General features: G+C 59.7%; 9 protein-coding genes. 4 read left to right on the plus strand and 5 right to left on the minus strand.

Annotated elements, in window-relative coordinates; genetic code table 11:
• Nucleotides 1-73 precede the first annotated feature (73 nt).
• The 4 genes from FBZ88_RS13575 to FBZ88_RS13590 all read left to right on the plus strand — a co-directional run bounded on the left by FBZ88_RS13575 (nt 74) and on the right by FBZ88_RS13590 (nt 6,686).
• Entirely contained in the window at nt 74-694 is a 621-nt protein-coding gene (locus FBZ88_RS13575) for a DUF4214 domain-containing protein (RefSeq protein WP_145617539.1), read from the plus strand.
• A gap of 15 nt (nt 695-709) precedes the next feature.
• The gene (locus FBZ88_RS13580) at nt 710-4,294 is read left to right on the plus strand and encodes a glycosyltransferase (protein WP_145617540.1); all 3,585 of its coding nucleotides are present in this window, start codon (nt 710-712) and stop codon (nt 4,292-4,294) included.
• Between the two features lie 277 nt (nt 4,295-4,571).
• A complete protein-coding gene (gene gmd / locus FBZ88_RS13585) occupies nt 4,572-5,639 on the plus strand; it encodes a GDP-mannose 4,6-dehydratase (RefSeq protein ID WP_145617541.1) in 1,068 nt (355 codons plus the stop codon).
• A gap of 81 nt (nt 5,640-5,720) precedes the next feature.
• Nucleotides 5,721-6,686, plus strand: coding sequence for a GDP-mannose 4,6-dehydratase (locus tag FBZ88_RS13590; protein WP_145617542.1), 966 nt, complete (start codon nt 5,721-5,723; stop codon nt 6,684-6,686).
• Between the two features lie 99 nt (nt 6,687-6,785).
• Here the strand turns inward: FBZ88_RS13590 and FBZ88_RS13595 are convergent, their stop codons facing one another.
• The 5 genes from FBZ88_RS13595 to FBZ88_RS13615 form a co-directional block, all read right to left on the minus strand.
• Entirely contained in the window at nt 6,786-7,670 is an 885-nt protein-coding gene (locus FBZ88_RS13595) for an FkbM family methyltransferase (RefSeq protein WP_145617544.1), read from the minus strand.
• A 76-nt stretch (nt 7,671-7,746) separates the two neighbouring features.
• The gene (locus FBZ88_RS13600; RefSeq protein WP_145617545.1) at nt 7,747-8,637 is read right to left on the minus strand and encodes a radical SAM/SPASM domain-containing protein; all 891 of its coding nucleotides are present in this window, start codon (nt 8,635-8,637) and stop codon (nt 7,747-7,749) included.
• Nucleotides 8,638-8,686: 49 nt separating this feature from the next.
• Nucleotides 8,687-11,101: a glycosyltransferase gene (locus FBZ88_RS30885; RefSeq protein ID WP_246138653.1), complete on the minus strand. Its 2,415-nt coding sequence runs from the start codon at nt 11,099-11,101 to the stop codon at nt 8,687-8,689.
• A complete protein-coding gene (locus FBZ88_RS13610) occupies nt 11,098-12,843 on the minus strand; it encodes a glycosyltransferase (RefSeq protein WP_145617546.1) in 1,746 nt (581 codons plus the stop codon). Before FBZ88_RS13610 ends, FBZ88_RS30885 begins: the two co-directional genes overlap by 4 nt.
• Nucleotides 12,844-12,861: 18 nt before the next feature.
• The gene (locus tag FBZ88_RS13615) at nt 12,862-13,989 is read right to left on the minus strand and encodes an acyltransferase family protein (protein WP_145617547.1); all 1,128 of its coding nucleotides are present in this window, start codon (nt 13,987-13,989) and stop codon (nt 12,862-12,864) included.
• Nucleotides 13,990-13,993: the final 4 nt, after the last annotated feature.

Below are 13,993 nucleotides of genomic sequence, written 5' to 3' on the forward strand. Positions count from 1 at the left end.
CAGGGAACTTGGGCTGATTCCCTTTGCGGGGCTAGCTAGAATATAATTTCGTTGGGATGTGGATGATCGCGTAATGGTCGAAGAAATCCTAAAGTTCCATGATAAAGAGTTCATTGATTTAGCATATCAAAATATTGTTGGCCGTTTTCCCGGCAGTCATGAAGTGAACCGATACCGCAACATGTTGCGCAGCGGCGTCGATAAGCGTGCCGTCCTTTTGGAAATTTGGCAGTCAGAACCAATTCGGCGATCCTTGCTGCCAGAACTTGACCGCGCTTTAACGGCGCTTCAAACCGAGATGAAGCGAGAGCGAGGGTTCCGTGGAAAGATGGAACGCGGAAGACGCCTGGAACAGCGGATTCATCAAATAGACTGGAAGATATCCGACATACGCCAGACATTCGACGAGCTCTCGGAACAGCTCACGCGGCTGGGTGTCAGGGTCGATAATGTTGGGCAGGAGATCCACGAAAGGACCTACCCCAGTTTTGTCCAGCTTCAGCAATCCGCCGACGAATTCCAGCGATCTATTGATAATAAGCTTGGGGCTCTGGAGGCGAGGGTTGAAGGCTGGGCCGGCCAATTGGAGCCCGTGGTCTGTTTTGGCGGGTCCGCATCCATCGCCAGCATGGCCGACCTTCCCGGTGGCGCGCAGCGTCTGGTTCGACGTGTGCGCAGCTTGACGGTTCGTTGACGGGAGTGACGGATAGTGCGTCTAGTCTTCGATTTGCAGGTGTGCCAAGGGGATGCCCGCCATGGGGATGCTGCGCAGGATGCGCGGGCGCTGCTGATGGGCCTAGTGCGCGGCCAGGGTCAACACGAAATCACCGTCGTCCTAAGTGCTCATTTCGGCGAAACCGTCGAGCCGTTGCGCGCCTGGCTGGATTCGGCTCCGTCTTGCCGCGTCGCCGTCTGGAGCGCGCCGGCGTCAGGGCTCGCGGCTGAATTGTTGCGCGAGGCCTATATCGCTTCGCTAGAACCCGACTGGATATTGTTGCCCTCGCTGCTTGACGATGATGCGCGCGACGCGGTGGCCAGCATCGGCCGGTTCCATGCCCAACCGACGGCGGTGCTGTTGCGTGATCCGGGGTCGGCGAGCCTCCTGCCGGGGTTTGTCTCCCAGCGATGGCAGCAGCGCCGATTAGATGACCTGCGTCGTGCAGACCTCGTCTTGGCGCAATCGCCCACCACAGCGTCGATGGCGATTGATTTCCTGGGTTTCGAAGATGAGCAGGTGTTTACCCTCGCCGGTCAGGATGAACTGAATGCCGGGGGCGACTGGGATCTGGTCGCGCTGCGGGTGTGGGCGGAACTCGCGCGATGTCATAAGCCGCGAATCCAGCAGCAGGTTCGCGGGGAACGACTCCACCTCGCCTACGTGCTGCCTCAGCCTCCCAGTCAGGAGCTTCCCGGTCAAGATATGGACCTGATTCGGGAACTGGTCCGCTGGTATGAGGTCGATGTTATTGTCAAGGTGCCGCAGGTGCTGAACGGCGACGACATCCGCGTGCATGGCGGCCTACTCTCCATCGATGAGTTCCGCCACTCAGCGGCCGGATATCACCGGGTCCTTTATAGTGTGGCGAATACTGATGGCTGCGCTCCGATATTGGATTTGTTGCGCGAGTTCCCAGGCGTCATTGTGCTGCGGGATTTTTTCCTGGCGGGTGTCCAGGAACGGGACGAAGCCACCCGGCTGCGCCCCCATGCTTGGACCCGGGCGCTGGCCTTGGCGCATGGCTATCCTGCGGTGGCCGAACGTCACCGGTCAGGGACGACGGGAGCAATCGCCGCATATCCCGCTAACCTTCCCGTCTTGCAGGACGCCCTGGGTGTCATTGTTCAGGACCGTCGCAGTCTGGCTCTGGCAGATCACTGGTATGGCACCGGGACCAGCCGGGATTGGGAGTTAATCGCGCCTGTGCGGTGGCAGGAACGGTCCGTCGGGCGTTCCGCGGCGCGCGCGGCGTTGGGGCTGGATCCGGGCGCCCTGGTTGTCAGCGCGTTTGCCGGGGCGGGCGACGACGGCGAGTTGGCTCTGCGTCTGCTGGCTGCCTGGCGGGTCTCGCCGCTATCGAGGCAAGAGGGGGCTTGCCTCGTCTTCGTCGGGGCGCAAACGGACGAATGCGCCGGCCGCCTGCGACGGGCGGTGCTGCAGGCATCTTGCCGCGCCCACGTTATGATGACCGGCCGCATCACTTCGGGCGAGTACCGAAATTGGCTGGTGGCCACCGACATCGCCGTCCAGCTGCAGTCGTTCGGGTCAGCGAAGGGCAACGAGGCGATATTGGATTGTCTCAGCGCCGGGGCGGCTACGGTGGTGAACGCGGTGGACGGCTTGGTCGCGTTGGATGACCAAGTCGCCCTTCAACTGCCGGTCGATATCAGCCAGGAGCAACTGGCCCAGGCCTTGGTGGATCTGTCCATCGATGGAGCGCGGCGGCGGACCATGGTGGAGGCGGCATGGCGTTTTATCCAAAACCGGCATCATCCGCGCCGCGGTGCCCAACGATACGCGGAGGCTTTGGAGCGGTTCTACGCCCGTACGCATCACAGGGTGCCGCATCATCTGGCGGCCCTGGACCTGGAAGGGGATTTGGCCGCTGTGGCGGTAGCCTATAACCGCAACCACCCTCCTGCGCCACGCCCTCGCCAGTTGCTGTTCGATGTGTCGGAAATGGTGCAGCGTGATGCCCGCACGGGGATTCAGCGCGTTGTTCGCGCCATTCTGTCTGAATGGCTGCGCTCTCCACCGGAAGGCTATGTGGTCGAGCCCGTTTATGCCACCACGGACAGGCAGGGTTTCCGCTACGCCCGCCGCTACACCACGGGTTATCTGGGTATTCCAGGCGACTGGGCGGATGACGAATTGGTTGAGGCCTGGGAAGGCGATGTTTTCGTCGCCGTGGATCTGCAACCGGTGCTTCTTCCCGCCCAGGCATTTACCTTGCGGGATTGGCGCAACCGTGGCGTCCGCACGGCTGCCGTCGTCTATGACTTATTGCCCCTATTGTTGGCGGATCACTTTCCACCCTCCACCTACGGCACTTTCTTGGACTGGTTGAAGACAGTCGTGCAGCTTGACGTCCTGGTGGGTGGGTCGAAAGCGGTGGCCGACGATATTCTGGATTGGCTGCAGACGATGAATCCCGTCCGCAGCCGCCCGCTATCCGTCGGCTGGTACCACAACGGGGCCGATATCAACCAATCCGAGCCATCGGGCGGCCTGCCGCATGACGCTGACGCCGTTCTACGGCAGCTGCATTCCCGTCCGTCGTTTCTGATGGTCGGTACAATTGAACCGCGGAAAGGCCACGCTCAGGTCCTGGCCGGCTTTGAGCAGTTATGGCGGGATGGAACCGATGCCAACTTGGTGATCGTCGGCAAGGAAGGCTGGATGGTTCATGAGTTGATGACGGCGTTGCGCGGCCATCCCCAGTTGCAGCAGCGGCTATTCTTGCTGGAAGGGGCGAGCGACGAGTATCTGGAAGCGATTTACGGTGCGTGCGCCTGCTTGATCGCCGCCAGCGAAGGCGAAGGTTTCGGTCTGCCCCTGATCGAGGCAGCGCATCATCACCTGGCCATTCTGGCCCGCGACATTCCAGTCTTCCGCGAGGTGGCGGGTGAACACGCCAGTTATTTCCCCGATGAAACCGATGCCACAGTCCTGGCCTTGGCGCTTCGGGATTGGCTGGAGTCATACAACGCGGGCCAGCACACCCGGTCTGAAGGTCTAAGGTATCTGACTTGGCGGGAGAGCGCCCGGCAACTCTGGGACGCCATTAACAATGGGGGCCGTGATGGGGGGCGGAATGTCCACTGGTCTACGCGATCTCAGGATGACTATGTTTTCTGGGGTAGTGATCGCCGGCTGAACACGACGTGCGGAACGCGTCGCCAGCGCGACATTTCGACGACGGGCAACCGCGGCTTTCTTTTCTTCGGCCCCTATCAGAAGTTGCGAGCTGGTACCTATCGGCTGACGGTCACCGGTTGGATTGGGCACATGACCGGCGATGAGTATCTGGACGTCTGCGGTGCGGCCGGTACCCGCACCTTGTTTCGCCAGGACCTAGTCGCGGAGGCATCCGCCGGAACCTTGGAGCTGGGCGGCCTTGTCGTGGTCGATGAGGAGATCGACGATTTTGAAATTCGGTTCTTCGTCACTGAAGACACACGCTGCTCTGTGGCGGCAATCCGGATCGAACGGTTGCCTGATGCCACGCGGGTCGAGGCTGCTGTAAGTGGCAGGGCGAATTCACTTCAATTGATGGCATCAGCCTACGACAAATAATTATAGACGAATTTAATTTGGGGAAAGTCGGAATGGCGAGAGCTCATATCGATAAGAACCAGAATATTTACTCGATTACACATAAATAATGGCGAGTTTGGAGGGGTTGCTCTTTTTGCATGGCAAAATCTCCCCTTCACTCTTTGTGTCGCGGTTTGATATGGTGAACGATGATGGTCGACAATGACATTTGATCAAATTAGGCCTTGACAAGGCCATCTTTTTTGTCGCTCGGATTGCCTCTGGCGTGCCGGCGAGTCAATCTCAGGAGGGGTAGTTGGGGAAAGTTGCTTTAATTACCGGGGTCACGGGGCAAGACGGGGCTTATCTGGCCGAATTGCTTCTGGCCAAGGGCTATGATGTTCACGGCACTAAGCGTCGAGCATCATCATTCAACGTCGGTCGAGTGGATCACCTTTTCAAGGAAGAGAATGGCGCCACCCCGGCGTTTCAACTTCACCATGCTGACCTGACGGACTCCACCAGCCTCATCCGTCTTGTCCAGGATATCCAGCCGGATGAAATCTACAACTTGGCTGCGCAGAGCCATGTCCAGGTCAGCTTCGAAACCCCGGAGTACACGGCGAACGCTGACGGCACGGGTACCCTGCGCCTGCTTGAAGCCATCCGCTTGCTGAAGCTGGAGGGTAAGACGCGCTTCTACCAGGCGTCCACGTCCGAGTTGTACGGCATGGTGCGGGAGACGCCGCAAACCGAGCTGACGCCCTTCTATCCGCGCAGCCCCTATGCCGTGGCCAAGCTGTATGGCTACTGGATCACCGTCAACTATCGTGAGGCATACGGCATTCACGCGTCGAACGGGATTCTATTCAACCATGAGAGCCCGATCCGTGGCGAGACCTTTGTTACCCGTAAGATCACGCGGGCGGTGGCTGCAATCGAACACGGCCGGCTGAATAAGCTTTCGCTGGGTAACCTGGACGCCCGTCGCGACTGGGGGCACGCTCGCGACTATGTCGAGGGCATGTGGCGTATGCTGCAGCAACCGACGGGTGATGACTATGTCCTGGCCACCGGTGAGACGCATCCTGTTCGTGAATTCGTGACGCTTGCCTTCAGTCACATCGGCCGCACCATCGAATGGGTGGGCAGCGGTACAGAGGAAAAGGGCCTGGACGCCCGTGATGGCACGCTTCTGGTCGATATCGATCCGCGTTACTTCCGTCCGACGGAAGTGGATCTGCTGTTGGGCAACCCCGCCAAAGCGGCTGAGAAGCTGGGTTGGAAGGCGACAACGCCGTTTGATGACCTGGTCCGTGAAATGGTGCTGTCGGATGTCGAATTGCTGAAGACCGAGCCCGTCCGCTACAGTTATCGGGACTGATCGCCCGGTGATCCCCAATCCGGGGGCGTTGGTTTGGTGCCAAGGCCCCCGGTCGCGCTTTTATTCCCCACGAGATTCAGCATGCAGCAGAAGACGGCTTTGATACTTGGTGTAAGTGGGCAAGACGGCGCCTATCTCGCGAAGCACCTTTTGTCCAAGGGCTACAAGGTTCATGGCTCTTCTAGGCGTGATAAGTATCAGCGGATCACCAACCTGGAGAGGTTGGGCATTCATGACGACGTCCAGATCCACTCCATCCAAACGGATGACTTTTACAGCCTCTTCCGAACACTCAGAATTCTGCGCCCGGACGAAATTTACAATCTGTCGGGGCAAACTTCGGTGGGGCTTTCCTTTGAGGTTCCTATCGAGACTTTCGCCAGTATCGCCAACGGCACGCTGAATATTCTCGAGTGCCTACGGATGCTGGACACCCCAACCAAGTTATTCAACGCCGGCTCCAGCGAGTGCTTCGGCAACACGCCGTTGCCCGCTGCTGAGGAGACGCCGTTCCAGCCGCGTAGCCCTTATGCTTCCGCCAAGGCGGCCGCGTTTTGGATGACGGCGAACTATCGCGAATCCTATGGCCTGCCCGTCTGCACGGGCATCCTCTTCAATCATGAGTCCCCCTTGCGTCCGTCACAGTTCGTGACCCGGAAGATCATCTCCGCCGCGGCGCGCATCTCCCGGGGGTCCGGTGAACGGTTGAAGCTGGGCCGGTTGTCCATCTACCGGGATTGGGGGTGGGCGCCGGAATATGTGGATGCGATGTGGCGGATGCTGCAAGGCGACGCGATGGATGATTTTGTCATCGCCACAGGGCAGTCGCAGTCACTGGAGGATTTCGTGGCCGTTTCGTTTGAAACGGTCGGCCTGAACTGGAGGGACCATGTCGACGTCGACGCCAGCCTGTTCCGTCCATCGGAGATAGATCATAGTGTAGGCAATCCTCTTAAGGCCCAACGCCTTTTGGGATGGAAAGCGGAGAAAGGCATCTCGGCCGTCATCGCCGAACTCATGTCCGCCGAGCTTGAGACTGCGGCCTGACAGGTTGCCGGTGGAAGAGGCTACTCACCTATGCCTCCGCACCCTGCCAATGCGCACAAAACTTAGGGCTTGCCGCGGTTCCGATTGAGCGCAGCAGCTCTAATCATCAATCAGGTCGGCCAGCACCTGAAGCTGATCCGAGGATTGATGAAGGCAGAGCAAGTTGATGAACCCGCGATTTTCCACGAGGATTCGCTCGCCAAGCCAATAGGCCATGTCGTCCTGCCGCAGGCGGGTCAGGCGCGGCTCCGTTTCCAGCAGCTTGAACGTAGCGTAGCCGAGGTCGTCCAACTGGCGCCACAGGGCACCGGCGTCATCCCCACTGCCATGCAGGCCGTATGGCCAGAACTCCAGGATCATGTTGGGACGCCAGCCTTCGCCGAGAAGCCGGCGGGCGCCCCGCAATACCCGGGCCTCTGACCCTTGCGTGTCGGACTTCAGCAGTGTTGGCAGGTGCCTGCACCCCCGCAGTAAGTCGTCAAGGGCGCGGACTTCAATGGTTACCGATTGACGGCTTTCTTGGCTGGCGAAAAGGTTATGGTCGCCGCGGTTGATGGGCGACAGGAACAGTGTCGATGCCTGCCGCTTCTCGCCAATGGCAAAGTTGAAAAGGCGCACCTTCGCCTTTGACGGGATTGACGCCACGTTCCGGCGCAGCAGGGCATAATTAGCCGGATCTGGTTCAAAAGCATGCACACTGCCCGCAGGGCCTATGAGGCGTGCGGCTATGGCGGTGTACCAGCCGATGTTGGCGCCAATGTCGAGAATGAATTCGCCGGGGCGGCAAAGGCGGCTAAAGATCTCCGTTTCGAAGGACTCCCAAATTCCGTCCCTCTCCAACTCCGGCGATATGTATTTGTCGTTGGTCGTGTGAACGTGCAAGTCAAAGAAGCCGGCCCTAGGGGTGCCGACTTTCACGACTTTGGTATCGACGGGTTTCGCCCCAAATAACTTTGGGATCTTTTTTAAAGTGCTCAGAAGCAAAAGCCTCTCCGTGGCATGGCCCTTAAAGGAGGTGCAGAGCCGCGCAGCCTGGCTTCATCCCGCCCAAGGCGACAGATTACTGCCGCAGCGACTCGCAATTACGACACAAAGGATTTTCCACCCGATTTGATTGGAATTCAAGCCGAAGAGCCCGCATGGCAGGGCCATTCCAAATATCCGACAGTGGCTCGATCAAGACGTTGCCCAGTACATAGCGCTTGTCGAAATCGAAACAGCAGGGCACGACATCGCCGTCCCAGGTGATAGTGACGCTTTGCATGGGCACACGACAGGTCACGGGGTGCTGCTCCGGCATCCGATCCCGCTGCCTCAGCGCCGTGACTTCCGGTGTATTACCATCAAAGCTTGTGAAGGGTTTGTCGAGAAACTGGTCTATCCCGTCAATACCGGACCAATAGGCGCGCATCTTCTCGATGCTCTCGATATTGGCGTCGAAGTGTATCATTGACAGTAGCACGCGGGTGGATGGGCTGAGGACCTTCTTCATCTCCAGGAAGGCGAGCAGCCGTTCCACCGATTTCCCATAGGCATCCTCCACACCACGGATCCGCGCGAAACTGTTGTCATCATGGCCGTCCAGCGACAGGTAAAGCTTGGCCGGCCTGGCCAGAAGCAGCCGCTCGGCGATTTTCGGCGCCAGCATCAGCGGGTTGACCGATAATCCGGGGGACACGCCCCGGCCCGCGGCATAGGCCATCAACCGGTCGAACTCCGGATGCACCAGGCTTTCACCAAAGTGATGCAGCCAAACGCCATGGTTGCGCGCGTAATCAGGATTGGCGTCAACCAGTTGATCAATAACGTGCTGGAAAACCTCGAAAGACATATAGCCCTGGTCGCGTTTCATGTTGTGCGTACGCGGGCACATCACGCAGCGAAAAGGGCAATGGTTGGTCAGTTCGATGTTGAAAATCGCGAACGGTGTTTCCAACCGACCATCAGTCAAGGAAGCCTCCAAGCGATAGTGGCGGTGGTGGATGGGGCCGACAGTGCCATCAATCACAGGCGCTGACGCCCTCCCGCACCTGAGGCTTCCACGCCGGCGTGGGATAGGGATTGCCTAGCCCATAGAGCAGGTTGCCCATGTCCATGGCATAGTCTTCCCAGTCAGACATACTGCGGGCCGCCAATTCGCTTTGCAGGCGGGCCAGCAGGATGTCGTCCGTCGCCAGGCGCTCCATAGCGTCCGACAGCGCATCCACATCAAGGACGTCGGTAGTCAGGCAACCGCCCGGCTGCGCCAATTCCGCCATGACCTCCCGTTGGTAACAGATGACCGGCTTGCCCAGCCATAGGCTTTCCATGATGGGCAGGCCGAACCCTTCAAAAACGGAAGGATAGACGGTGAAGCGTGATGCCGCGTATTCGGCGAGCAGCTCCTGGTCGCTCAGGACGCCGCGCCATTCGATGTCGATACCTTCCCGTTCGGCGGCAGAAATCTGTTCCGCCAGCTCATCGGCGCCGACATAACGGTTGCCGACCAAGGTGAGACGCAGGGACAGGTCCGGGCGACGCCGTACGAGGCGGCCGAACGCCTCCACCAGGCGCCGGTGATTCTTGCGAGGTTCAATCGTGGACACGCACAAGATGCGAATTTCCGGACCGGCGGGCACCGGTGTCGGCCTGTGTCGCGGAACATTGGAAAACTGCGCCGGCAGCCAGACGGCCCGCACGTTCAACGGCAGTTCAGCCTTCCGTTCATTCGCGTATCGGCGCAAATCCGTCAGGCTCACTTCGGAAACGGTGATGATCTGATCCATGTGCAGGACGGGCGGCAGGTAGCTGGCGAACCCATCGATCACTTCCAGGGTGCAGTATTGCTTGTGATAGTAGGCGATCAGGTCATGGAGAATGGTCGAGACGAACATATTCCGGTCGCGAGCCCAGCGCATCCGGCTGTCCAGGGTGCCATCCAGACAAATCTCAGGCATAAACATGATGGGCGCCAGCGGTAGGCGGGGATCAGGTGCGTATAATAGACGATCCACCTGAATGTGGGCGGTCGCTGGATCGTAGAACATGCCGTGATAGTCCTGCGGCCCCGAGTAGTTAGCCAAGTGGCTGCCTTCCGGATTGATCAGGCTGTAGCTGTACCTTTCATTGTCCCAGCGCACGCACACCACATCCAAAGCCGGATGGCGTTGCAGGCGTTTGGTCAACTGGCGGGAAACACGGATGACGCCGGAATTGGCAGGGTCGCGGCAACTGTTGGACAGATCCACCAAAACCAGCCGACGACCGGTTGGCGTCGGGGGGGGGGAGGCCGTATGCCGGGCCAGGGTTACTGTTTCCTGCCACCAGTTCTCCAAGGTCGCGCTCCATGGCAGGCGCCCGGCGTACCGCGCCAGTGCCTGCAGGGGGCGCGACGGCACCTTGTCCGCGTCGGCCCCCAGAAGCAACTCCGCTTTGAGGGCCATCTGGTCCACATTGGCGCAGAGGAACCAGGGGTCGGCGACCACTTCGGAATGGGCGCCGGCCACAAAGGCTAGCACCGGTTTGCCGATATTCTGCATTTCGGCCAGTGGCAGGTTGAATCCCTCCCACAGCGACGTGGTAAGGCCAAGATCCGCCTCCCGCATAACGGCCAGCAGACCGCCATCGCTGGGATTGCCGATGGGCAACACCGCGCCGGCCAAGTCCGGTGGAACCGTGAATTCCGACGCCCGCCCCAACACAATCAGCCTGGCATCGATGCCGGCGGCGCGTAAGTTGCGCAGCGTCGTGAAACTGGTGAAGGAGTTCTTGTACCCCTCCCCTTCGAAACGACCCAGGTTGATGATCAGCTTGCCGCCCGTCGCCTTGATGTCACGCAAGGGGGCCAGCAGCACGTCGTGGGTGTCGGCGGGTTCCGCAGGGGCCGTGGCGAGATGATCCGTGCCGATTAGGACCGTCCTCACCCCCTGGGTGTGTCCCCGGTCCCGTTCCGTCTGGGATAAACGGATAAAATCGCTGATGGGTAGCACGCTGCTGATGAAGGGCAAAGTCAGGGCGCGGATGCGCCGCAATTCCTGCTGCACATTGGTGGCGTTTTCGGACAGGCCGTCGTGGGGAACGGCACCAACGTCCGGATAGCAGCTGGGAACGCCCAGGGCCGGCGACTTTGACGCCAAATCGAAAAATGGCCAGCCGCCGACCATCACAACGTCCGGCTGCTGCTTGAGCCAGGACGTCAGCATGTGATGTGTCGTTTGCCGCTCGGTCGCCTGCATGTCCAGGCCCTCGGGCACGATGACCTTCTCCACCTTGAAGCCCAGGGAATCAACCAGCGTCTGATCGTACCGTAACGCCGCCAGGCTGACCTCCGCCCCTTGGGTCCGGAAATAGTGAGCCGCCTGGAGCAGCACGCGGTCCAGGCCGAAACGGGACAGGAAGCGTTCGTTGCAAATTTGTACGCGGATGGACTTTTTCATTTGAGTGTCGCTGCCTCAAGGCGGAAGTCACGCCGATCTCGCAGCATGGTGTAGGCGCGTAGGATGGACTTGGACAATGCGACCTCGGGCTTCATCTGGTCACTGGGCGGTGTAGACAGCAACTGCTGGAGGATGGCTGCGAAACCTTCAGGTTGCTGATAGTGATGAAGTCCAGCTGTCCAGTTGAAGCGGGCTGTCAGATTCGGATCGCTTCGGGTTATGACGGGCAGGCCATAACGCGCCGCCCGCTCGAAGGCAGGCAACAGATCGCTCTCCCGCGTCCAGTGCCAATAGGCCACGGCCCCGCTCCAGGTCTGCGCGTCCGCCCAATCCTGCCAGATAAGGCGAATAGGGGTATCGGGCAGCAGGTCGTGCAGGGTATTTATCAATATTTTGCTGCCAAGGTCGGGTTCCCCGCCGCCGCAAATGATTACAGGCAAGGGGGCGGGAGCGGGGGCCGGCGGATCGGTCAACAGGGTTTCCAGGCGATCCATCGTATGGCGTTCGGACAACCGGTCCCGTTGAGCGAGATTGGCGGCGCTGAGGGTGGGGATCAGGCTGGGACCGTTCTCGATCAGATGAATCATGGCCGCAGCTATGGCGGCAGGGGCCGCCCGTTCGACCAGGATGCCCGTTTCCCCGTCGTGGATGAGTTCGGGGTTGCCGCCAAGATTGGTCGCAATCGGGACAGCGCCTGAGGCGATGCTCTCCAGCAGAATGACGGGCTCGTTCTCCGGCCAGACGGACGGGAGGACCACGGCCTGCGACCGGGATAGGGTACGGATCAACTCGGCGCGTGGTAACTTACCCAGGAAGCGGACGGCGTCGCCGAATTTGCTCGCGGCTAAGCGAGCCTGCACCATCGGCGCCAAATGCCCCGCGCCGGCCAGGGATAGAGTCCAACGGCCGCGTAGGTCCTCACGGCGCCACAGCAGTTCCGCGGCCTCCAGCAACTGGGGAATGCCTTTGTGCTCTCCCATGTAGGCGGCGCATAGGAAGTTGATCGGGCCCTCGCCGCTGCGGATTACCGGTGGGATGGCGTGCAGGTCGATGCCGTTGGAGACGGCGTTGATCCGGTGACGCGCCACCCCGGCCTCATCATAGGACCGGGCCGTGAAACGGCTGGGGCTGATCAGGGTGTCCGCCTGCTCCAGGCACCAGGCGACGTAATCGCGCCGCACCCGTATGGGTAGGCGACCGCCGCTGGGGATCCGGATTCCCGGGTGGCAAGCCCAGCATTCCTGCGGCGTGTCGCAGACGCTACCATCTTCCCGCAGGCGGGTGCCGCGATAACAATGTCCCCAATTGTCGTGCAGGGTGGTGATGACGCGAAGGCCCATAGAGCGCGCCAGGGGAATGATGCCGACCCCCAGGCCGATCACGTTGTGGCAGAACACCCATTTAATGTCGTAAGCGGAAACCAGAGCGCGGAAATAGGCTTCGGCCAGCGGCCAGCTGAAGTTCGAGTCCGGATCAAGGGATTGGATCTCCAGCCGGTAGACAGGGATGCCATCCTGCTCGTTGGTTACGAGCGTGCCCCCGGGTACCGCGCCTGCGGTCAGTTGGCCGGCGAAGGCGAAAACCTCCCATCCCCGTTCCTTGAGCGCCAGCGCCTGTCGGTGGGCAACCACCTCGGCGCCGCCGACCGTCGCCGGCGGATAAAAGTTGCTGACGAAGACAATTCTCCGATGAGCATTGTCTACACTCTGGGGTCGGCTTCCAGCCTGTGCCGCTAAATCCATCGTTAATATTCCTTGGTCCTAAGAGACGAATCTCTCAAGGGCTTGCTGACGGCCTTGCATCCGACCGGTTATGGTACGGCCAATGTTGATTGTTGGTACTTCAATGAACCGATACAGCCATGCTGCGGGCATAAGGGTCATCAAGGTGGCGAGCAGGCCGACCAACAGGCCGAATTCGATATAGTGTTCCTTATATGTCGGCAGAAAATAATAAAGAGTGCGCTCCACTATTTCCAGCGACAGAGGGTTCAAAAGATAGAAGCTAAAGGATATTTCGCCGAAATATTGGGAAATTCGGCTGGACAGGAAAGCGACGAGTTTGTCGTCATCAGCCGTGGAATGGGAAATTTTGCAAATCAGAAGGAAAACCAGGAAGCCTTGGCAGATCACCACAGTGATATGCTGGTACGGGAAGAACATTACCCACAATAGGAACAAGGCCAGAATGAATATGGCAGGGACACGCCTCAGCCCCTGGCCTAACTGTGCGCCCATGTCGGTGCTGACCAGCCCGCCCAAGGCGAACAGGAACGCATGCTCGCTCATATAGGGAATGGGGGCCAACAGCGCGGTCCCAGGCAGGACCAGAAGAAGGGTCACAGCCAGGAAAACGCCGCCGCTGCCGAACGCGCGGTGCAGGAAATGGGTTCCCAGCAAAACCGGGATCGCCAGCAACTCCGCCGTCAGCGTCCATGACGCTCCGTACATTGTTATCTGGGTCAGCGACGCGTTGATCAGCAACTGCTTAAAGGTAAAATAAACAGACCAGACGCTGGGCATCAGATGTGTCCCGGCGATGAAGACGCCGGCGTAGATGGCCAAGGCCACCCAGAGGGGGGGATAAAGCCGTATCAGTCGTTTCACAGAGAACGCCAAGGCGGTGACTGCCGGCTTATTTTCCGTGCGTTGCAGCGAGTCGAAAAGCACCTTGCCGCTTAAAACAAAGAATATGACGACCGCGGCGTTGCCGTTGAAAAGCATAAGGGACAGCTTCGACAGCACGGCATAGAACCCTTCCTCGCCCTGTAAGGGGCGCATCATGCTATCATGGGCTGCGGGGCTTAATTGCAGGATGCCATGATACATGGACACGGTTATGGCTGCCCATCCCCTCAAACCGTCCAGGGCAACCAACCTACGCGTCATCTCT

Origin of the sequence: Nitrospirillum bahiense, from assembly GCF_007828025.1 — a bacterium.
Lineage (GTDB): Bacteria > Pseudomonadota > Alphaproteobacteria > Azospirillales > Azospirillaceae > Nitrospirillum > Nitrospirillum amazonense.